This window comes from Olsenella uli DSM 7084, from assembly GCF_000143845.1.
Taxonomy (GTDB): Bacteria; Actinomycetota; Coriobacteriia; order Coriobacteriales; family Atopobiaceae; genus Olsenella; species Olsenella uli.
This window is the reverse complement of record NC_014363.1, coordinates 2016124-2036917: the sequence shown is the minus strand read 5'-3', so window position 1 is coordinate 2036917 and position 20794 is coordinate 2016124. Positions and strand designations below refer to the sequence as shown.

16 protein-coding genes and 3 tRNA genes are annotated in these 20794 nt (G+C 63.8%); 17 read left to right on the top strand and 2 right to left on the bottom strand.

Translation table 11 applies throughout. From position 1 onward, the window contains the following. Positions 1 to 73: 73 nt before the first annotated feature. The 17 genes from OLSU_RS08905 to OLSU_RS08830 all read left to right on the top strand — a co-directional run bounded on the left by OLSU_RS08905 (position 74) and on the right by OLSU_RS08830 (position 15787). Positions 74 to 150 (top strand) — tRNA-Ile (locus tag OLSU_RS08905). 88 nt (positions 151 to 238) lie between these two features. Beyond that, a tRNA-Ala gene (locus OLSU_RS08900) sits at positions 239 to 314 on the top strand. Between the two features lie 374 nt (positions 315 to 688). Continuing rightward, positions 689 to 859 (top strand): CD1871A family CXXC motif-containing protein, encoded by a 171-nt coding sequence (locus OLSU_RS09680; protein WP_013252611.1) that lies wholly within the window; start codon positions 689 to 691, stop codon positions 857 to 859. Between the two features lie 9 nt (positions 860 to 868). Next, the gene (locus OLSU_RS08895) at positions 869 to 1777 is read left to right on the top strand and encodes a 4Fe-4S binding protein (RefSeq protein WP_013252610.1); all 909 of its coding nucleotides are present in this window, start codon (positions 869 to 871) and stop codon (positions 1775 to 1777) included. A 100-nt stretch (positions 1778 to 1877) separates the two neighbouring features. Further along, complete coding sequence (locus tag OLSU_RS08890) at positions 1878 to 2528, top strand: TlpA family protein disulfide reductase (RefSeq protein WP_013252609.1); 651 nt, start codon at positions 1878 to 1880, stop codon at positions 2526 to 2528. A gap of 162 nt (positions 2529 to 2690) precedes the next feature. Then, positions 2691 to 3380, top strand: a complete 690-nt coding sequence (locus tag OLSU_RS08885; RefSeq protein WP_013252608.1) for a response regulator transcription factor — start codon at positions 2691 to 2693, stop codon at positions 3378 to 3380. Next, positions 3367 to 4491 (top strand): sensor histidine kinase, encoded by a 1125-nt coding sequence (locus OLSU_RS08880; protein ID WP_013252607.1) that lies wholly within the window; start codon positions 3367 to 3369, stop codon positions 4489 to 4491. Before OLSU_RS08885 ends, OLSU_RS08880 begins: the two co-directional genes overlap by 14 nt. Before the next feature lie 456 nt (positions 4492 to 4947). Further along, positions 4948 to 6252 carry an argininosuccinate synthase gene (locus OLSU_RS08875; protein ID WP_013252606.1) on the top strand — a complete coding sequence of 435 codons (1305 nt, stop codon included), beginning with the start codon at positions 4948 to 4950 and terminating at the stop codon, positions 6250 to 6252. A 51-nt stretch (positions 6253 to 6303) separates the two neighbouring features. Further along, on the top strand, positions 6304 to 7716 hold the full coding sequence (gene argH, locus OLSU_RS08870) for an argininosuccinate lyase (RefSeq protein WP_013252605.1): 1413 nt from the start codon (positions 6304 to 6306) through the stop codon (positions 7714 to 7716). 193 nt (positions 7717 to 7909) lie between these two features. Continuing rightward, positions 7910 to 8788: a hypothetical protein gene (locus OLSU_RS08865; protein WP_148219081.1), complete on the top strand. Its 879-nt coding sequence runs from the start codon at positions 7910 to 7912 to the stop codon at positions 8786 to 8788. Between the two features lie 72 nt (positions 8789 to 8860). Next, entirely contained in the window at positions 8861 to 10207 is a 1347-nt protein-coding gene (gene purB / locus OLSU_RS08860; RefSeq protein ID WP_013252603.1) for an adenylosuccinate lyase, read from the top strand. Between the two features lie 9 nt (positions 10208 to 10216). Then, entirely contained in the window at positions 10217 to 11488 is a 1272-nt protein-coding gene (locus tag OLSU_RS08855; protein WP_013252602.1) for a hypothetical protein, read from the top strand. Between the two features lie 101 nt (positions 11489 to 11589). Beyond that, the gene (locus OLSU_RS08850; RefSeq protein ID WP_013252601.1) at positions 11590 to 12315 is read left to right on the top strand and encodes a response regulator transcription factor; all 726 of its coding nucleotides are present in this window, start codon (positions 11590 to 11592) and stop codon (positions 12313 to 12315) included. Positions 12316 to 12320: 5 nt separating this feature from the next. Continuing rightward, positions 12321 to 13919 (top strand): sensor histidine kinase, encoded by a 1599-nt coding sequence (locus tag OLSU_RS08845; protein WP_013252600.1) that lies wholly within the window; start codon positions 12321 to 12323, stop codon positions 13917 to 13919. Positions 13920 to 14060: 141 nt separating this feature from the next. After that, the gene (locus OLSU_RS08840; RefSeq protein ID WP_013252599.1) at positions 14061 to 14945 is read left to right on the top strand and encodes a phosphoribosylaminoimidazolesuccinocarboxamide synthase; all 885 of its coding nucleotides are present in this window, start codon (positions 14061 to 14063) and stop codon (positions 14943 to 14945) included. Next, positions 14945 to 15649, top strand: coding sequence for a hypothetical protein (locus OLSU_RS08835; RefSeq protein WP_013252598.1), 705 nt, complete (start codon positions 14945 to 14947; stop codon positions 15647 to 15649). The genes OLSU_RS08840 and OLSU_RS08835 overlap by 1 nt, the downstream gene beginning before the upstream one ends. Positions 15650 to 15711: 62 nt before the next feature. Beyond that, positions 15712 to 15787: transfer RNA gene (locus OLSU_RS08830), tRNA-Arg, on the top strand. Between the two features lie 91 nt (positions 15788 to 15878). Here the strand turns inward: OLSU_RS08830 and pknB are convergent. Then, the gene (pknB, locus tag OLSU_RS08825; RefSeq protein WP_013252597.1) at positions 15879 to 17870 is read right to left on the bottom strand and encodes a Stk1 family PASTA domain-containing Ser/Thr kinase; all 1992 of its coding nucleotides are present in this window, start codon (positions 17868 to 17870) and stop codon (positions 15879 to 15881) included. 57 nt (positions 17871 to 17927) lie between these two features. After that, entirely contained in the window at positions 17928 to 20792 is a 2865-nt protein-coding gene (locus tag OLSU_RS08820; RefSeq protein WP_041549595.1) for an FtsW/RodA/SpoVE family cell cycle protein, read from the bottom strand. Between the last annotated feature and the right edge of the window lie 2 nt (positions 20793 to 20794).

Sequence of the window (20794 nt, the reverse complement as noted above, 5' to 3'; positions counted from 1 at the left end):
TCACCAGCGGATATGTTTTTCAAAAAAGTGGTTGACTCGGATATGGCCGCCGCGTAGCATTGAATCTCGCGTTGGGCCCGTAGCTCAGTTGGTCAGAGCGTCCGGCTGATAACCGGGAGGTCACAAGTTCGAACCTTGTCGGGCCCACCACTTCTCGTCGAATAGTCGCCCCAGCGTGAGCCGAGTCGCCGCTGGGGCGACTATTGTAAGGGGCGCGGTCCCGCCGCGACGCACAGACGGGGACGTAGCTCAGCTGGGAGAGCGCGGGCTTTGCAAGCCTGAGGTCGTGGGTTCGATCCCCATCGTCTCCACCATAGAAAAGTAGCCCAGGGGCATCGTCGCCCCTGGGTTTTTTCTCGTGGACTTGGCCCGTGTCGCATGTGCTGTGACAAGCCGTCGTCCCGCAGCCCCTGATGAGGCACGCGGCTGAGGCACGCGGCGGAAAGTGGTTGCGGCTGCGTGCACACAATTTCAAAACGTGTGCATGGCATCGGACTTTGCCCAGGTTGCGAAGGGCTCTGTGCACACGTTTTCGATTTACGTGCACGGAGCGTGCGGATAGGATGCCGAACAGGATGCACTAGGGGAACAGCAAGCCAGGGGGATGTGGACGGCGTGCTCTTAGCGTTCTTAATGAGGACTTAACATCCTCTCTGCTGTACTAGTCAGCGTGAAGAAGGGGGAGCACATGGAGACAAGGTCGATTGGCGTCCTGAGCTTTCGTCGTATAAGGGTTACACCTATGCTGCTGGTGGTCCTCGGTGGCACGTTTGTCGCCTACGGTGCCTACCGAGGAGAGGTCCATACCGTCCTCGCCAAGGCGATACGGATATGCCTCGAGTGCGTGGGCATCGGGTAGGTGCATACGATGAAGACGATGCTCTCGCGTGTCGGGGCGTTCCTGCGCAGGAGAGGGACCGTACAGGCAATAGCCGCCTTCCTGACCAACCCCCACATCCCTAATTTCCTCGAGGGGACTATTTACACCGGTACGGCGAAGTCGGTCTGCGTCCCGGGACTTAACTGCTATTCGTGCCCTGCGGCCACAGGGGCTTGTCCAGTCGGGGCGTTCCAGGCGGTTGTCGGGTCCTCCAAGTTCAGTTTCTCTTACTATATAACTGGGATTCTGATCCTCATAGGAACGCTTCTGGGAAGGTTCGTATGTGGTTTCCTCTGTCCCTTCGGCTGGGTTCAGGATCTGCTCAACAAAATCCCGTTTCCCAAGAAGCTCAGCACGAGGAGACTCAAAGGCCTGCGTTACCTCAAGTATGGCATCCTGGTCGTAATGGTCTGGGCCCTTCCCGCCCTCATCCAGAATTCCGTGGGGATGGGAGACCCGTATTTCTGCAAGTACGTATGCCCGCAGGGCATACTTGAGGGCGCCATCCCGCTGTCCCTTGCCGATGCGAGCATCAGGGCCGCGTTGGGCAGCCTCTTCACCATGAAGTTCAGCATACTGGCGACAATTGCGCTTTTGAGCATCATGTTCTATCGACCGTTCTGCAAATGGATCTGCCCCCTCGGGGCCTTCTATTCGCTGTTCAACAAGGTCTCTCTCCTGCAATACCATGTCGATGCGGACAAGTGCGTCAAATGTGGCAAATGCGCCCGTGTCTGCAAGATGGATGTCGACATAACCAAGAACTCCTCCTCTCTCGAGTGCATACGCTGCGGCGAGTGCGCCAAGGCTTGCCCCGTCAAAGCGATCGAGGTTGACCTGACCCTTGTCAAGGCCAAGCTCGCCCGGCCAGACGCCTCCGCAGGCAAGCATGCGTAGGCCACGGCATCCGGTATCGGGGGCGATGAAAGCGGTTATGCACCGGCCGTGAGGCCGGCAGCCATACGTACGGTGGGAAATGTTTCAGAAAGGAAGCGCTATGAAGGAAGTTACGAAGAAGGCCCTGGTCTCTGCCGCAGGAATCCTCATGACCATCTCCCTGGTCGGCTGTGGAGCGAATTCGAAGAGCCAGTCGACGGAAACGGCCCCAGACGCGGCGGCGGCCGTCGAGTCCGGATCGACGGACGTCCCGCCCGAGGCGGCGTCAAAGCTGCACCTCAAGGGCGGCGACGCGTTCCCCAACTTCGAGGCCACGAACATCTCCAACGACGAGACCGTCACCAACGAGGTGTTCAAGAAGAACAAGGTCACGGTCCTGTCGTTCTGGTTCAACGGCTGCACGAGCTGCGTGAAGGAGATGCCGCTCCTCCAGGAGCTGAGCGACAAGTACAAGGACCAGGGCGTCAGCGTCCTTGGGGTCAACGCCGAGGCTGGGTTCACCGATGACGCCAAGAAGGAGGGACAGGACATTCTCTCGAAGCAGGGGATCACGTACGACAACATCGCCTTCAACTCCAAGAGCGACGCAAACCAGGTGATCGAGGGCCTCACGGCCTTCCCGACCACGATGGTCATCGACCAGGACGGCAAGCTCGTCGGCGACCCCATCACCGGTGGCCTCAACAAGCTCGAGGGAAGCGAACTCCTCAAGCGCGTCGATGAGGCGCTGGCCAAGGCGAAGGACAACTAGGCCAAGGGACAACCAGGCCTCCCGCGCGGGAACGACACGCGTCGGGGATCGTCTGACATCGGGTATCTCCGGTTCGCTAGTATCTTTTGCAGAGGGGATCGCGCCTCGTGCCGTCCGGCTCGGGGCGCGATTCGCATAGGCGTTTGAGGGGGAGTGACAACTTTGAAGATCCTCGTGGTCGAAGACGAGCGTGAACTTCTCGAGTCTATCGGTGAAGGTCTCAGAATAGACGGATATTATGTCGACCTCCTTGACAATGGGACCGAAGCGCTTGAGATGGCCCAGATAGAGCCCTATGACCTGATCCTGCTGGACCTCAACCTCCCTGGCATCGATGGGCTCGAACTGCTGCGGACGCTGAGGGCCCAGCATTCGGAGACCAAAGTGCTCATACTCTCCGCTCGCTCGGCGGTCTCCGACCGTATCGTTGGCCTGGACGCAGGGGCAGACGACTACCTTGTGAAGCCCTTCGCCTTTGGAGAGCTCGAGGCCCGGGTGCGCAACCTCCTGAGACGCGAGTACACGCAGGGGGAGACGTTCCTCGACTGCGGGGACCTTCGCTTTGACACGACCACCCGCAGGCTCAGCGCCAAGGGCGTCGAGATCAGCCTTACGAAGAAGGAGACCGCGATACTGGAGTACCTCATGCGCCACAAGGGCCGCGTGGTAAGCAGCGAGGAGCTGTTGTCACATGCTTGGGACAGCAGCGTCGACCCGTTCAGCAACTCGGTGAGGGTGCACATCTGCTCGCTCAGAAAGAAGCTGCGATCCGTGCTCGGGTGCGACCCCATATCCAACAAGATCGGAGAGGGCTACTATCTGACGGAGAAGGACGACCATGGTGGGCGTTAGCGGCCTGGCGAAGGCAATGCGTTCGGTGCGCACGCAGCTTACCCTCCTCATGGTCGCCCTGCTCGTCTGCTGCTGCGCCGTGCTGACCCTGCTCGTGTACCGATCGACCTCCGCGCTGCTCGAGCTCGCGGCCACTCAGTCCCTGCAACGGGGCAACCTTTCCATCATCCTCGATGTGGACGGCATCGAGCGGGCGATTCTCTCCGACACCCTTTCCATCTTGGCCCTCGTGGTTGTCGTCGGCAGTTGGGCGGCGTATCTTCTGGCAGGACGCTACACGAGGCCCATCAAGCAGCTTTCCTCACGCGTGCGCGCCATCGAGCCAAGCACCCTTTCCGAACCGATCGAGGTCGACGGCGGCGAGGAGATCAAGGAGCTCGTGAGATCGTTCAACCAGATGACCTGCCAGCTGGATGAGGCGTTCGCGATGCAGAGGCGCTTCTCCGCCAGCGCTGCGCACGAGCTGAGGACGCCGCTCGCCGTGCTGCGCACGCGTATCGACGTGTTCAGGAAGAAGGAGAGGCAGCAGACTGAGTATGACGAGCTGGTCAACACGATGGAGACGTATGTCAACCGACTCTCCTCCCTCGTCGGCAACCTCCTCGAGCTCACGGACACGGGGGAGCTGCCCGACGTCCAGCGCGTGTCCCTCGATTCGGTTCTCGCCCATGTCGCAGCAGACCTTGGTCCCCTTGCCCACGAGAGCAACGTCTCGCTCTCTTGCCATGTCCAGCCCGTCTCGGTCATGGGCAACGCGAGCCTTCTCTACCGCGCCTTCTACAACCTGGCCGAGAATGCCATCCGCTACAATTTTAATGGCGGAAAAGTCGAGCTGCAGCTCTCCGCGTCAAGGGAGGGGGCCGTGGCCACCGTTTCCGACACGGGCGTGGGCATTGCGCCCGACGTACGGGAGCTTGTGTTCGAACCCTTCTACCGAGTCAACAAGTCGCGCTCGCGCGAGTTTGGTGGCGCGGGCATAGGCCTCTCGCTTGTGAAGACCATCCTTGCCCGCCACGGTGCTCGCGTCGCCGTAGGCGAGAACCAGCCACGGGGATCCGTGTTTACGGTGACGTTTGGCAGTGGGGGAGAGGTGCTGACGGAGAGGGGCTGACAGCCTCGATCGTTTGGATGGGGGTCAGGGCGGCACGTCCGCCTCCGCCGCCGCGATTGCGAACGTCACTTTGTTTCGGTGTTGTGACCAGTGGCAGTTTTGGCTTGCGTGGTCGAGCACAGGAGCTAAAGTACCCCCAACCAGACATGCCACCTTGTGGCCCGTGACATCGAGAAGAGGGAAGCACCATGGCAAACGGCATTCAGCTCGCGCTGGCCCAGCGACGTCAGGCTCGACGAATCCTGCTGCGACGCCAGTGCGTGTTGTCCTAGTCACCGAGACGCTTCGTTCTCACCCACACATCTAGACTGCGACGACACCCGGCATCGCCGGGTTTTTTGTTGACCCGGAGGAGCCCTGGGGTCCACGAGCAGCATACCACTCGTCCGATCAGGAGACCCTGGCCGGGCGGGACGGGCATACGTCAAACACGGCGACCTTCGGGGAGTGGCGGCAATGGCAAGCTCAAGCAAGGAAAAGGTAGTTCTCGCGTACTCGGGCGGACTGGACACCTCTGTCATGGTGAAGTGGCTTCAGGTCGAGAAGGGCCTCGATGTCGTTGCGATCTGCTGTAACGTGGGACAGGAGTCCCAGGACCTGGGCTGGGTCAAACAGAAGGCCTTGGACATGGGCGCCGTCGCCGCCGAGTCGGTTGACATGCGCAGCGAATATGCCGACCAGATATTGACCAAGGCAATCGCCGCAAACGGTCTTTATGAGGGGACCTACCCGCTCCTCTCTGCCCTGTCCCGTCCCATGATATCGGCCTACATGGTCGAGGCGGCGCACCACCACGGTGCCGCCTACATTGCCCACGGCTGCACCGGCAAGGGTAACGACCAGGTGCGCTTTGAGACCTCAATACACGCGATCGACCCAACCCTCAGGGTCATCGCCCCCGTGCGGGATTGGGACCTGCTGACCCGTGAGCAGGAGATGGACTGGGCCGCCGCTCATGACGTGCCCGTGCCCACGACTGCTGATAAGCCCTACTCGATCGATGACAACCTCTTCGGCCGTGCCATCGAGTGCGGTGTCCTCGAAGATGCGTGGAGTGAGCCCCCGGCGGACATCTGGACGATGACCACAGACCCTGAGGACGCCCCCGACGCGCCATGCGAGGTCACCCTTGGCTTCGAGCGGGGAACGCCCGTCTCTCTGGATGGCACGGAGATGCCTCTGCTGGACCTCATCATCGAGCTCAATGGCATTGCGGGTGCCAACGCCTTCGGGCGCATCGACATGATCGAGGACCGTGTCATTGGCATCAAGAGTCGAGAGTGCTACGAGTGCCCGGCGTCACTCGCTCTGATCGGCGCACACCAGGCCCTTGAGTCTATGTGCCTTGACCACGACACACTGCACTACAAGTCCGGCATCGACCAGCGCTGGGCCAATCTCGTCTACGACGGCCTCTGGTTCTCTCCCCTCAAGAACGCACTCGACTCTTTCATAGCCAACACCCAGCGGTTCGTCACGGGCGAGGTGAGGGCCAAGTTCTACAAGGGCACGTTCACGGTGACTGGTCGCAGGTCGGACTATTCGCTCTACAGCAGGGAGCTGGCAACCTACGGCCACGGTGACCTCTTCGACCGCTCGAGCTCCAAGGGTTGGATCACCCTGCACTCGCTCCCCTCCCAGACATGGTCACTGAGTCAGGGACCCTCGTATGTGCAGTCGATGTCTGCGCACGAGGTCAGGCAGTTCGAGACGGGCGAGGCGGAGCAAGGCACGCCCGCTACCAGCGCGGCGAGCGCGTAGGGTGGCGTACCTAGCGAGCTCCCAGACCGATGGATTTCCAGGAGGGTGCCCATGGCGCTTTGGTCCGGCAGGTTCGAACGGGATGTGGATGAGTTCACGCAGCGTTTCGGCGCGTCCCTCCCCATCGACAGGAGGATGTATCGCCAAGACATAGCCGCCTCCATCGCCCATGCCCGCATGCTTGGCCGCCAGGGAATCGTCTCGCAGGAAGACGCGCAGGACATGGTCGAGGGCCTCTCCGCCATACGGGAGAGCATGGATCAGGGTGGCTTCGTCTGGGACGTGGGCGACGAGGACATCCATATGGCCGTCGAGCGCGCGCTCACGGAGAGGATCGGTGCTGCGGGGGCGCGCCTCCACACAGGTCGGTCGCGCAACGACCAGGTCGCGACGGACATACGGCTCTTTGCCAAACAGGCGGCGGGTCGACTCATGGAGGAGAACTGCCGCCTGCGCCGCACCATCCTTGAGGTCGCCCAGAGGCACATGGGGGTCGTCATGCCGGGCTACACCCACCTGCAGCACGCCCAGCCCGTACTTTTCTCGCACCACCTGCTTGCGTACTTTTGGATGTTTACCCGTGATCACACCCGCCTTGAGGCGGCTCGGACGGCCGCGGATGCCAACCCGCTGGGGGCTGCGGCGCTGGCCGGCACCACCTATCCGCTGGACCGCGCCTACACCACCCGGCTCCTGGGCTTCGACCACGAGATCCCCAACTCGATGGATGCGGTCTCGGATCGCGACTACCTGCTCGACCTTGACTATGCCTGCGCCGTGAGCATGATGCACCTCTCGCGCCTGTGCGAGGAGGTCGTGCTTTGGAGCAGCACGGAGTTTGGCTTCATCACGCTCTCCGACAGCTATTCTACGGGCTCCTCCATCATGCCGCAGAAGAAGAACCCGGACTTCGCCGAGCTCGCCCGCGGCAAGACGGGGCGCGTCTACGGTGACCTCATGGCGCTGCTTACCACCATGAAGTCGCTGCCACTTGCCTACAACAAGGATCTGCAGGAATGCAAGGAGGGTCTCGTGGACGCCACAGACACGCTCCGTGACTGCATGGCGATTGCCTCGGGGATGCTCGGCACCATGACCGTAAACGCCGAGTCCATGCTCGCGGGGGCGGGCAGGGGCCTCACCGCCGCCACGGACGTGGCGGACTACCTCGCCAAGAAGGGCATGCCGTTCCGTGAGGCGCACGAGGTGGTGGGCAGGCTCGTGCTCTACTGCGAGAAGCGCGGCAAGGGGCTGGAGGACCTCACGGCAGACGAGTTCCGCGCCGCCAGCCCCCTCTTCGGCGACGACATAGCGCAGGACCTCGACCCCGCTGGCATCGCGAACGCTCGCAACACCTATGGTGGCACCGGGTGCACCGCCGTCGAGCGCCAGCTTGACGAGGCCCAAGAGCGCCTGAAGAAGGATGGGCGAGAATGGGCGGCGCCCGACCTTCCGATGCAGTAAGGTTCCTGTAGCAGTCGCGCCGGACGGCAGCCCGAGGAGAGGGGAGCAGCGCATGCCCAACACAGCCCAAGGCAGCGGAGGGGGGCGCCCGATGCGCGTCGGACGGTCGCCGGCAGCGAGCGCATCCGCGGATTGTCGCGTTACGGGGTCCGGGGATCCTGGGGGTTTTGGTGGCAGTGACGATCCAGTTGGTATGTCGGACTCTCGCGCACGGGCTATCGTGACGGCGCTCCTCGCCGTGCTCCTGCTTGCCTCCGAGTTCCCCCTGGGAACGTACCTCTCGACCCAAGATGCCTATGGGGGCACCAACGCCACCCTCGACGGCCAGAAGAGCACCGCCCTCGGGCTCGTCGCCACGGCCACTGCCGCCTCGGTGACGGTCACGGCCATCCCCGACGACGTGGGCACTCCCATAGCCGAGCAGCTCGCGGACCTCTCGGGCAAGCTCGTGGTCGTCCTCTCTGTTATCTACCTCGAGAAGTTCCTCATGACCACGTTTGGCCTCATTGGCTTCAGGGTCTTTGTCCCCATCGGCTTGGGCACGCTCATCGCCTGGCTGTGGACGCGCAGGGACTGGGCCCCACGTCCCATGCTCTTCGTCTGGGGTGTCAGGCTCATGGTGGTTGGGGTGGCGCTGGCAACGCTCGTGCCCGTGAGCGCCGGCCTCGCTGACGTCATAAACGCACAGTACCAGTCATCGCAGCAGGTGGATAAGGCGGTCCAGGCCACCGATACGGCAGTCCAGGGCATGTCCGACAACGCCGACGGGACAGCCAGCCAGAACCACAGCGAAGGCGGGGGCCTCTTCGACATGCTGGGCTTGGCTGCCTCCAGTGGAATAGACGCCCTCGCTTCCGGCGCCAAGGATGCGGCCAGCGCCGTGGGCGCGCAGCTCAACACACTCATCGATGCCGTGGCGGTGAGCATCGTGACGTCATGCCTTGTGCCCATGGCCGTCCTGCTCGTCTACTTCTGGCTCATCAAGCTGTTCACTGGTGCGGACCTCACGGGCTACGTGACCAAGGCCCCGGCTGTCTCCAGCGGCTCCATGAGGCGCGCCACCATGCAATGAGACAGGGGGCTGCCCCTTTGTCCCACGCGGTAGAATCTAGGGACCGCACACGTCGCTGCGAAAGGAACGCAGATGATCGATCGCTACACCCGTCCTGAGATGGGACGCATCTTCTCGCTCGAGAACAAGTATGCCATCTGGCAGGAGATCGAGGTCCTGGCCTGCGAGGCGCATGCCGAGCTTGGCGAGAGCGGGATAACCCAAGACGAGGCCGCTTGGATCCGTGCGCACGCCGCCTTCGACAAGGCCGAGGTCGACGAGATCGAGGGCGTCACCAACCACGACGTCATCGCCTTCCTGACCAACATGGGCTCCTACATCGACCGCGACGTCCCTGCCGGACAGCCGAAGCCCAGCCGTTGGGTCCACTATGGCATGACCTCGTCCGACCTGGGCGACACGGCCCTCTGCTACCAGCTGGTGCAGGCCACCGACCTGCTGATCGAGGATTGCCGGGCCTTGGGGGAGGTCTGCCGCCGCCGCGCCTTCGAGGAGCGCGACACCCTGTGTGTCGGCCGCACCCATGGCATCCATGCCGAGCCCATGACCTTCGGCATGAAGTTCGGCAGCTGGGCATGGGAGCTCAGGCGCGACCTCGATAGGCTGAAAGGCGCCCGCGACAACGTGGCGTTTGGGGCCATCTCGGGTGCGGTGGGCACCTACTCGAGCATCGACCCCCGTGTCGAGGAGTACGTCTGCAGGCACCTGGGCCTGGCCCATGACCCGCTCTCGACGCAGGTCATCAGTCGCGACCACCACGCCTACCTCGCCGGCGTCCTTGCCACCGCCGCGTCCACCTGCGAGCGCATAGCCACGGAGATCCGCAACCTCCAGAAGACCGACACCCTCGAGGCCGAGGAGCCGTTCCGCAAGGGGCAGAAGGGCTCGAGCGCCATGCCCCACAAGCGCAACCCCATCACGGTCGAGAAGGTCTGCGGCCTCTCCCGCGTGGTCAAGGCCAACGCGCAGGTCGCCTTCGACAACGTCGCCCTCTGGCACGAGCGCGACATCAGCCACTCGTCTGCGGAGCGCGTGGCCCAGGCAGACAGCTTCATCGCCCTCGACCACATGTTCCAGTGCCTCATTCGCATCGTGGACGGCCTGGTGCTCTACCGCGAGCAGATGCTGGCCAACCTCGACAAGACCCGTGGGCTGATCTATTCGTCCAAGGTCCTGCTGGCTCTGGTGGACACGGGCATCACGCGCGAGGACGCCTACAAGATCGTGCAGGCCAACGCTATGGAGACCTGGCGCGAGGTCCAGCGGTGCTCCGGCGGCACCAGCTTCCGCGAGAAGCTCGAGGACGACCCCCAGTGCACGCTCCCCCCGGAGCAGCTCGACCGCATCTTTGACCCCCGCAGTTTCTTGGGCCGCGTCGACGTCGTGTTTGACCGCCTGGAACAGCTGAGCTTCGAGTAGGTACCCCAGATGCCACTACACCGGCCCGTCCCCCCGCATGACGTTGCACGTCCCACCTGCCACCCGCACAACGTGACGCGCCGTGGTCTCATCAAGAGCACGGCCGCCGCAGGCGCCATGGCTGCTACCGTCGGTGTGCTGGGCGCCTGCAAGGGCAGTGACGAGGGTACCACCCCCCCGACGGTCGTTGACACCTCCTCGGCCGACTACGTGATCGACCCCAGCACGAACGAAAGCAACTACAGCGTGGTTGACCTTCCCCTCACGGAAGAGACGAGCCACGACATCGCCCTGGGAAATGTCCTGCATCCTGCGGGCGGCGATGTCTGGATCCCCATGACCACGGCTGGGTCCTCCGCAACCCCCATGGTCAAGGCCTCGGCGTTCGCCCCCTCGAGCGGATCTGTCGTAGAGGTCGTCCCCGAGCCCCAGGCCAAGGGTGCCAGCAACGTCGTCATCTACGACGTCCGCTGTTCCGATTCCGCCTACGCCTGGGTGGAGCTTGACCTCCTGACCCACGACTGGACCCTGTATGCCGCCCCCTTCTCGGACGGTGTTCTGACGGGGGGCGTCACCACGCTCTGGAGCGCCTCGTCGGACTACGATCCACCCAAGTTCTCCGTGGCAGGCGGCAAGGTCATCTGGGAGATCATGCCTTCCGTTTCGGGGCCGAAGGCCAAGGAGCACTCCTTCTGCTACCTGTGGTCCACGGGCGACGCCAACGCGAAGGCCGTCATCGAGTCGCCGGGACGCTTCGCCGGCGAGCCCGCGGTCTCGGGCGGCACCGTGACACTGGTCCCCCGCGTCAACGCCACCTCTGGCGTGTACTACGGCATTACGGCCTATCTGCTCTCCGACGACCTCTCGACGCAGGTGGACCAGCTCGTCCTACCTCAGAGCGTCAGGCCCCTCAATGCCGTCCGCATAGGGGAGAGCTTCGCCTTCTCCATCGAGGCCAACTACAGCACGGGGGGGCTCCTGGGGACCATGGGCACCTACATCGGTCGCGCCGGGGGTCCGTTCGTGGCCCTCTCGCGCGAGCCCGCCGCCTCGGTCACCGGCAGGGACGGCACCTACGTCATCAAGAGCAACGCATCGTACTTTGTCGTGAACAGCCGCGACCGCACCTACTCCATCCTGGGCGCCGCCAACCGTTGCCTCGGCTATGGCGAGTATCCGGCCACCCAGGGCGAGAGCTCGCGCTTCGTTACCTATGCTACGGTCAAGGACGAGGACACCGGTTATCCCAAGCACGTCACAGTGAGGAGCTTTGCGCTATAAAGCTGGCTTTTTCTCCTCCTCCTGCGCTAGAATGTGACGCGTGTCACAAAAAAATCGTTCAAATTACGCATTCTGCTTGGATGTGGGTAAGGGGGGCCGTCATGGCTTCGGAAGAGAAGAGGATCCTGCTGGTCGAGGATGAAAAGGCCATCCGCGACGCCGTCGCAGCCTACCTCGAGCGCGAGGGTTACGTCGTCCGTGGCGTCGGCGACGGCCAGAGCGCCCTGGAGGAGTTTGAGAAGCACTCCTTCGACCTCATCGTCCTCGACCTCATGCTCCCCAAGCTTTCTGGCGAGCGCGTCTGCCGTGCCGTCCGTGAGACCTCGAGCGTCCCCATCATCATGCTGACCGCCAAGGGAGAGGTGGAGGACCGCATCATCGGCCTGGAGCTTGGCGCGGACGACTACGTGATCAAGCCCTTCTCCCCGCGCGAGCTTGTGGCCCGCGTGCGCGCGCTGCTGCGTCGCGCTCACGCCGAGGCGGAGCCACAGCTCGAGGTGCTTGACTTCGGCGACCTTGTCATAGACATCTCTGGCCACAAGGTCATGGTCGAGGGTTCCGAGGTTGACCTCACCGCATCCGAGTTCAAGCTCCTCACCACCCTCGCGCGCTATCCGGGTCGCGTCTACACCCGCATGGAGCTGGTCGAGAAGGTTCTGGGCTACGATTTCGAGGGCTATGAGCGCACGATCGACTCCCACGTCAAGAACCTGCGCGCCAAGCTCGGCGACGACCCCCGCAACCCGCGTTGGCTCTACACCGTCCATGGCGTCGGCTATCGCTTCGAATCCGCCCAGAAGGGTGCTGCTCCCGCAGGCGAGAAGTAGCGCCCGTGGCGGCGGACTTCGACAACCTCATTGACCGTGCGTATGATGACCTGGGTGCGCAGGGCTTCGATGCGCCCAAGGCGTCGTTCAATACCATGCGCCATGACGTCAGGCCAGGCCGTCCCGTAAAGACCTTCTCGGGGCGGATGGCCTTCTACTTCGCCCTGACGGCGATCATGACCGCAGCCATACTGTCTTTCGTCCTCGCGCTTGTCTGGGAGGGACAGTTCCAGAGCTATACCCGTCAGAACATGCAACACGTCGCCCAGCAGCTTGCGGCGGCCATCTCTGCCGAATATCAAGAGCAGGGCGGCTGGACAAGCGCCACGCTCGACTACGCGCACAGCTCTCTTGCGGTACCGAATGACGTCGGCATGCAGATCTTGGACGCGAACGGAAAAATCCTCTATGACGACACCTGGTCGGGCAGCGGCTCCGAGAGGTCCGCCGCCTCGCCTCCTGCCGAGGAGACCGATGACGTCGTGGGCGTTCCCACCGGCGCCGACTCTGTCGTCTCTGCCGACGTGGTGACGCTTTCGGGTGCGAAGGTCGGCACGGTCCGTCTGTGGGCCTTTGGCTCCGAGGCGCTCCTGACCAAGTCGGACGCCGCGTTCCGGATGAACTCCTACGGTGCGATCCTGGGCGCGGCGGGCGTCGCCATCCTGGTCGCATGCGGCATGGCCTACACCGCATCGCGCACACTGACCAAACCCATAAAGAAGATCACCTCCACGGCGTCGCAGATAAGGAGCGGTGACCTCTCGGCACGCACCGGACTGCGCGGCGACGACGAGATAGGCTGCCTGGGGGAGACCTTCGACAGCATGTGCAGCGAGTTGGAGCGTGACATAAAGTTCGAGCATCGCCTGACCAGCGACGTAGCCCATGAGCTGCGTACTCCCCTCATGGCCATGCTCGCCACCGTCGAGGCGATGCAGGACGGGGTCCTGCCCACCGACGACGAGCATCTCGAGACCGTCGCCGAGGAGGTGCGCAGGCTCTCTCGCCTGGTGGACGCGATGCTGCACCTGTCACGCATAGAGAACGGCACACGTCAGCTCAAGGTCAAGAGCGATGACCTCGTCTACCTGGTGAAGAGTCTGGTCTCCATGCAGGAGCGGATGTTCGCCGACAAGGGCCTGCGCCTGCGCTTCGACGACAAGACCGCCGAGGGCGAGTGCTTCGTCGACATGGATGCGGATCTCATTCGCGAGGCTATCACCAACATCATGTCGAATGCCATGCGCTACACGCCCGAGGGCGGATGGGTCGTCGTGAGCGTCGAGCGGGACCGCCCGCGCGGGGAGGCGCGCGTCTCGGTCCAAGACACCGGCATCGGCATCGCAAGGGAGGACATCCCGCGCGTGTTCTCGCGCTTCTGGCGCTCCGACGCCAGCCGTGAGCGCGTCTCCGGCGGCCTGGGCGTGGGGCTGGCGTTGACGAAGGAGATCGTCGACAAGCACAAGGGCACCATCTCCGTGGAGTCCGAACTGGACAAGGGCACCACCTTCACCATCCATGTCCCCCTCGAGCGCAAGGATAGGCCGCACAAGGCGCCTGCCACCGACGATCGCCAGGGGCCCCAGATCACCCATCGTCCCTAAGGCCCGCCCGGTGTCGTTTACATTGCGTGACGTAGGAACCAAGCGACTGTGGACGCCTGCGTCGTATCCTTTACAATCAGTGTGACTATTCACAATGGGGACGCACCTTGTGCCACGTCCCGTCCCGAGGGGGAACAGCTAATGAGAGCCATGGAGCTTCGCCCGGATTCTCACGGCAAGGTTCGCGACATCTACGATTGCGGTGACAGCTTGCTCATGGTGGCAAGCGATCGCATCAGCGCGTTTGACTTCATCCTCCCAGACGAGATCCCGTACAAGGGTGAGATCCTCACCCGCATCTCGGCGTTCTGGTTTGACAAGTTCTCTAGCCTCGTGCCCAACCACCTGGTTTCGATGGACGTCGCCGACTATCCGGAGGAGTACCAGCGCTACGCTGACTACCTCGTCGGTCGCTCGATGCTCGTCAAGAAGGCCCAGACGGTCCCCGTCGAAGCCATCGTTCGAGGCTACCTCACGGGCTCGGGCAAGAAGACCTACGACCAGGATGGTACCGTATGCGGCATCCAGATGCCGGTCGGTCTGGACGAGGCCTTTAAGCTCCCCGATCCCATCTTCACTCCCTCCACCAAGGCCGCCTTGGGCGACCACGACGAGAACATCTCGTTCGACCGCTGCGAGGAGCTGGTAGGAGATCGGGTGGCACAACAGCTGCGCAGCGCCTCGCTCAAGATCTACGTGGCGGCTGCGGACTATGCGGCGACCAGGGGGGTCATCATCGCCGACACCAAGTTCGAATTTGGTTACGTCGACGGCCGTCTTACGCTCATCGACGAGTGTCTGACCCCCGACTCGAGCCGCTTCTGGCCTGTTGCCGGCTACGAGCCCGGCAAGGTTCAGCCCAGCTACGACAAGCAATACGTACGCGATTGGCTCAGGGCCAACTGGGATATGACGGGCGAACCGCCCCACCTGCCCCAAGAGGTCGTCGAGGGAACCTCGCGACGCTACCAGGAGGCCTTCGAGATCATTACCGGTGAGAAGTTCGTTCCGATGAAGGAAGCCTAATGTCTCTGCTCGATACCATCAACGCCGCAAAGAAGGAGGCCGAGGAGGCGGGCACCCTACCCAAGCCTACGGCCAAGGGTGACTGCATACAGAGCCGCGAAGCCACTGACGATGCCGATGAGAGGGGTGGCTTCAGCCGCAGGTCCACCGCCCGCGCCAAGCCCAGCCGCGAGGCGGCCTCGGGCGTGCGTACGGTTTCGGCCAAGGGAAGCAAGACCGGCAAGGCCGAGTCGGCCATGAGCAAGGAGGAGAGGAGGGAGTACCGCAGGGCCCGCCGCGACGCCGAAGATCGCAGGCGCACCGCGTCACGCGTCCTTCTGGGACAGGACGTGCGCTACAGGCGTGGCCAGCGCGTCTGGTGGATCCTTCTGGGAGTGGGTCTGGCATGCACGGTTCTCTCCTGGGTCATAGGTGCCAACTTCGCCGACGCCGCGAACAATCCAACCTCACCTGCGGGCATCGTTATGGTCCTGCTTGTCACGGCTGCCTACGCCTGCATAGTCATCGCCTTCATCTATGACTGGCGCAAGGTTCGCCCGCTGCGCAACGCTGCTGACAAGGCCGTCGCGGCCATGACCAACAAGAAGGTCAGCCAGGTGCTCGAGGCCGACGCCAAGGAGTTCGCGAGGGAGCGGGCCGAGAGGTCGGAGGCCAAGGCGGACCGCCGCCGGGGCCTCTTCTCGCGACACGAGCAGCACAAGTAGTCCCAGAGCGAGGGCAATTCCGACGCCCCTCGCGTTCGAGTGATGCTAGAATGTGTTGTCACGGCCCCGTAGCTCAGGGGATAGAGCACAGGTTTCCTAAACCTGGTGTCGTTGGTTCGAATCCAATCGGGGTCACCAGAAAGCTAGCAGCCCGGGGATACGCGTCCCGGGCTGCCTTCTTTACTAGAGCTTATGTCATGACATGGGGGATCACCTTGGCCCGACCTCCCTATGACGACGGCGTCCCCCCATTGTTCCCCGTGCCTCCAGAACCGTTGTTGGAGGAGCCCCCACCGTTAGTGTCCGTGCCGCCTGACGCGCTCCCGCTGGAGACCGTGAGGGTGACCGACCCCCCCTTCTTGGTGGAGCTGGGCGAGACGCTTATGACGGTACCAGCAGCGTGGCTGCCACTGGACTTGTACTCGACCGTGACCGTGACGCCCTTGTTCTGGAGGGCACTTGTGGCAGAGCCCTCGCTTGCGCCAACGTACTGGGACGCGTCGATGGTGGTGGGGCCCGTGGACACCTTGATGGTGACGGTGGATCCCTTGTCGGCGGTGCCCGATGAGGGTGACTGGCTGATGACGTAGCCCTTGTCGACGCTATCGCTCGCCTCGTACTCCGTGGTGACGCCAAAGCCTGCGGCCTCAAGCGTGCTGGTGGCGCCGTTCTCCCCGTCACCGACGACGCTTGGGACCTCGACCTGCTCGGTACCTTTGGAAAGCTGGTAGGTGACGGTGTCCCCGGCCTTGGCCGAGCTGTTGGCCGCGGGGCTCTGGGTCGCGATGGTTCCCACGTCGACCCCCTCGGCATAGACGGAGTCGCCCGCCTGGCCCTTGAGGCCCACCTTCGTGAGGGCTGCCTCTGCCTCCGACGGCGTCATGCCCTTGAGGTCGGGCACCGTGACCGGCGCAGCGGGCTCCTCCCCCTTCGAGACGACGATGTCTATCTGGGTGCCCCTGCTGGCGTTGGTGCCCTGGTCCGGGGTCTGGTCTATGACCAGGCCCTTTGCGACCGTGCTGCTGTACTGTGACTTCACCGTGCCCTTCTGGAAGAAGTCGTCCGCCGCGATTGTCGAGAGCGCCTGCTCCTCGGTGAGGTTCAGCAGGTTGGGGACCGGCCGCGTCTGGTTGTTGGAGCCAAAGATGGAGAAGAGCCCGACGATGATGCCAACGAGCGCTATGGCGCCGACTATGGCGCCGATGACTACGTGCCGGCGGTGCTTCCGCTCGCGCTCCTCGACCTGCGCCTGCGCCCTCTCGGTGGCCGTCTGCGTCTTGACGCGGCTGAGCGGCTCTACAGCCGCCATCTGCGCGGTCGAGCCGGTGGTTGCCGGGATGGGCGTCGCGACCGGGGTCGTGGCGGCGACGGGGAGCATGGCGGTGGCGTTGTTGACGGCGGCGACACGTCCGGCGAGGTAGTCGCGCAGGACATGGTAGAGCTCGTCGGCCGACTGGAAGCGGTCGCTGGGGTCCTTCTGCATGCACTTGAGGATGATGGCCTCGAGCGGGGCGTCGACGGCGGGGTTGCGCTGGCTGGGGGGCATCGGCTGCTCGTTGACCTGCTTGAGCGCGACTGAGATCGCGTCGTCGCCGTCGAAGGGAACCGACCCCGTTGCGGCCTCGTACATGACGATGCCCAGCGAGTAGATGTCCGTCGTGGGACCCAGCTCCTTGCCCTGCGTCTGCTCGGGGGAGACGTAGTGCGCCGTTCCCAGCACGGAGTTGTCCGTCGTCAGGTGGCTGTTCTTCGCACGGGCGATGCCGAAGTCCATCACCTTGATGTTGCCGTCCGGCTGGACCATGATGTTCTGCGGCTTGATGTCACGGTGGATGATGTCGTGACGGTGGGCGACCGAGAGCGCCTGGGCGATCTGGGAGCCGATCTGGGCGACCTTCTTGCCGTCGAGGGCGCCGTGCTTGCGTATGCCGCTCTTGAGGTCGGTGCCACGGAGGTACTCCATGGCAATGTAGTAGGTGTCCCCGTCTTTGCCCCAGTCGTACACCGAGACGATGTACGGGCTCTGGAGCGCCGCGGCGGCCTGCGCCTCCTGCTTGAAGCGGGCCGCGAACGAGGGGTCGGCAGCGTACTGTGGCAGCATGGTCTTGATGGCCACGGTCCGCCCGAGCACGTTGTCCAGGCCGCGATAGACGATGGCCATGCCACCCGTGCCTATCTTGTCCTGAACCGTGTACCTGCCGCCCAAAACTCTCTCTGACATCGTCTCTCCTATCCCGAGCGCGACCTGGCCGCGCGACCTCGCCTCTCTCGCGTGCCCCTACGACGCCGCCCCCAGCGCCTGAACGTTCAGGCAGGCCGCCAGCACCTCGCCCGCGACCGACGCCGCCTTCCCGTGTACGTCCTGGCCCTCCGAACCCTCGAGGCAGACGGAGATGGCGAGCGTCGGCTGGTCGTAGGGTGCGAATCCGACGAACAGCGAGTTGCTGACCGTGCCGCTCGTCTCCGCGGTGCCCGTCTTGCCGGCGACCCTGACGCCGCTCACGCGCGCGGCGCCTCCGGTCCCCCCCTCGACGACCGCCAACATAGCCTCCTTGACCTGGCCTGCCGTCTGCGCCGAGACTGCCTGGCCCAGAGACTTCGCTTGGGTCTTGGATGTCGTCGCGCCCTCGGGGGAGAGGATGTGGTCCACGACGTAGGGGTTCATGGCGATGCCGTTGTTGGCGATCGCGGCCACCATGACGGCGTTCTGCATGACCGTGGTCTGGGGGCCGGCGGGACTCTCGTGCATGCCGACTGGCTGGCCGATGGCTGCCCATGCGGTCTCCCACTCGGTCATCTCGGAAGGGTCGGGCATGAGTGACGCCATGGTCGAGAAGTCTTGGCCCAGCTTGCTGCCGTAGCCAAAGGCCTTCGCATAGCTTACGAGCCGGTCAGCGCCCAGCTCCGTGCCAAGCTGGCCGTATACGGTGTTCGCGGAGTAGGCAAGGGCCTCCTTCAGGGTGAGGGAGTCCCACTCCTCCCCGTCGATGTTGGTGACCGCCGCACCACCGATATCGATGCTTGCCGGTGCGTCATAGCTGCTTTCGAGTGTGGCCGTTCCCGAATCGAGTGCCGCTGCCAGGGAGAGGGCCTTGAAGGTGGAACCAGGTGTGTAGAGCGTCTGCGTCGCGCGATCGACCAGCGACCCGTCCGTGGTGTCAGAGGTCATGGCGTCATCTACGTTCGTCAGGTCGAAGGACGGGTTGGATGCCTTTGCGAGCACGGCTCCGGTTGTCGGGTCAAGTACCGCGACGGCTCCCCTGTAGCCCTCGAGGGCGTTCTCTGCGGCCTTCTGCATCTGGGAGTTGAGGGTGAGGACGACGGAGGAGCCTGGCATCTGTGTTCCCGCCAGCGAGTACAGTGCGTTGGTCCAGGAGCTGTAGTCGGCATGCCCGACGAGGACGTCGTTGAGCGAGGCCTCGATCCCTGACGCCCCGTAGCGCGTGGAAAGATAGCCCACGGTGTGTGCCGCCACGGAGCCCTGAGGGTAGCTGCGCTGGTACCTGCCGTCCTCCTGGAGGGTCGACTCGGCGTAGGTGACCCCATCGGACGTGATGATGGCCCCGCGCTTGATCGAGGAGGTCCGAGCGATGGTGTGGTTGTTGCCTGGCAGGTTTTGGTAATAGCCGGCCCTGATGACTTGGATATAGGTCAGGTTGGCGACAAGTAGGGCGAACATGAGCGTGAAGGTGCCGAGGAGGGCGACGAGGCGGTTGCCCAGCGCCACGCGCCCCAGCACGCCGGACTCGGGCGTGAGCATGCCAAAGCTCCCGCGCGCGTGGCTCCCACGCACTACTGCGGCACGGTGCCCCCCCGCCTCGGCCGGGATGTAGGTCTCGCGCTCGGCGGTGCCCGTGGTCTGGATGGGGGCCTCGCGTCCCGTACCCTCGTCACCTGTCTTGAGGAGCAGTGCGATGATGATGAAGCTGGCGAGCAGGGAGCTGCCGCCCTGGCTCATGAAGGGGAGCGTCACGCCCGTGAGCGGAAGGAGCTTCGTCACGCCACCGACGATGAGGAAGGCCTGCACTACGATGGCAGCCGTCAGGCCGACGGCGGTGAATGCCGAGACGTCGGACTTGGCTCGCGCTGCGGTGGCAAGGCCCCTCACGGCGAGGAGGATGTAGCAGATGAGCACGCCCGAGGCTCCCAGGAGGCCCATCTCCTCGCCAATGGCGGAGAAGATGAAGTCGGATTCGACGACGGGGATGAGGGTGGGCATGCCGCGCCCGATGCCCGCGCCCGTCAGCTTGCCGTCCGCAAGCGAGTAGAGCGACTGGACGATCTGCAGCCCCTTGTTGGAGGGGTCGGAAAACGGGTCGAGCCAGATCTGCACACGCGTCTGGACATGGCCGAACAGCGTGTAGCAGAAGGCCCCGCCCAGCAACAGCAGGACCAAGAAGGCGATCACGTAGCTCACGCGGCCGGTGCACACGTAGAGCATGATGACGAAGAAGGTGAAGAACAGGAGGGCGCTGCCCAGGTCACGCTCGAAGATGACGACGAGCAGGGCGATGCCCCACATGACGAGCATGGGGGCGAGCATACGGGGTCGGGGCAGGGCCACCGGCCCGATCCTTCGGGAGGATGCCGAGAGAAGCTCGCGGTTCTCGGCCAGGTAGGCGGCAAGGAACAGGACGATGAGGATCTTGGCGACCTCACCCGGCTGGAACGAGAGGGGCCCCAGCACGATCCAGAGCTTGGATCCGCCTATCTCGGTGCCTACGAACATGGGCAGCAGCAGCAGCGCCACGCCGGCTATCCCCATCGTGAACTTGTACTCGCCCAATGTCTCGATGCTGGGTACCGCGACGAGCGTTGCCACCATGGCCGCTACCGAGACAAACAGCCATACCACCTGACTGACCGCCAGGTTGGGCGCCAGCCGCGTGACGAAGGCTATCCCGATGCCCGAGAGCAGAAACACGATGGGCAAGATGGCCGGGTCTGCCCCGGGCGCGAACTTCCTGACGGCGACGTGTGCCGCGACGAACGCTGCGCAAAGCCCTATGGGCACCGCAAGCGACGCCACGCTCAGCTCGATGGCCATGTTCGTCACGTACATGGCGTAAAGGAGCAGCACGGGCACCGCTGCCACGGCGAGCAGGCCTAACTCGATGTTCCTTCTGGTGTTCGGCTGGTGCATGG

Excerpts from the sequence above, each read along its gene's own strand:
- OLSU_RS09680 (WP_013252611.1), top strand. The coding sequence starts at position 689 with ATGGAGACAAGGTCGATTGGCGTCCTGAGCTTTCGTCGTATAAGGGTT.
- OLSU_RS08895 (WP_013252610.1), top strand. The coding sequence starts at position 869 with ATGAAGACGATGCTCTCGCGTGTCGGGGCGTTCCTGCGCAGGAGAGGG.
- OLSU_RS08890 (WP_013252609.1), top strand. The coding sequence starts at position 1,878 with ATGAAGGAAGTTACGAAGAAGGCCCTGGTCTCTGCCGCAGGAATCCTC.
- OLSU_RS08880 (WP_013252607.1), top strand. The coding sequence starts at position 3,367 with ATGGTGGGCGTTAGCGGCCTGGCGAAGGCAATGCGTTCGGTGCGCACG.
- OLSU_RS08875 (WP_013252606.1), top strand. The coding sequence starts at position 4,948 with ATGGCAAGCTCAAGCAAGGAAAAGGTAGTTCTCGCGTACTCGGGCGGA.
- argH (WP_013252605.1), top strand. The coding sequence starts at position 6,304 with ATGGCGCTTTGGTCCGGCAGGTTCGAACGGGATGTGGATGAGTTCACG.
- OLSU_RS08865 (WP_148219081.1), top strand. The coding sequence starts at position 7,910 with ATGTCGGACTCTCGCGCACGGGCTATCGTGACGGCGCTCCTCGCCGTG.
- purB (WP_013252603.1), top strand. The coding sequence starts at position 8,861 with ATGATCGATCGCTACACCCGTCCTGAGATGGGACGCATCTTCTCGCTC.
- OLSU_RS08855 (WP_013252602.1), top strand. The coding sequence starts at position 10,217 with ATGCCACTACACCGGCCCGTCCCCCCGCATGACGTTGCACGTCCCACC.
- OLSU_RS08850 (WP_013252601.1), top strand. The coding sequence starts at position 11,590 with ATGGCTTCGGAAGAGAAGAGGATCCTGCTGGTCGAGGATGAAAAGGCC.
- OLSU_RS08840 (WP_013252599.1), top strand. The coding sequence starts at position 14,061 with ATGAGAGCCATGGAGCTTCGCCCGGATTCTCACGGCAAGGTTCGCGAC.
- OLSU_RS08835 (WP_013252598.1), top strand. The coding sequence starts at position 14,945 with ATGTCTCTGCTCGATACCATCAACGCCGCAAAGAAGGAGGCCGAGGAG.
- pknB (WP_013252597.1), bottom strand. The coding sequence starts at position 17,870 with ATGTCAGAGAGAGTTTTGGGCGGCAGGTACACGGTTCAGGACAAGATA.
- OLSU_RS08820 (WP_041549595.1), bottom strand. The coding sequence starts at position 20,792 with ATGCACCAGCCGAACACCAGAAGGAACATCGAGTTAGGCCTGCTCGCC.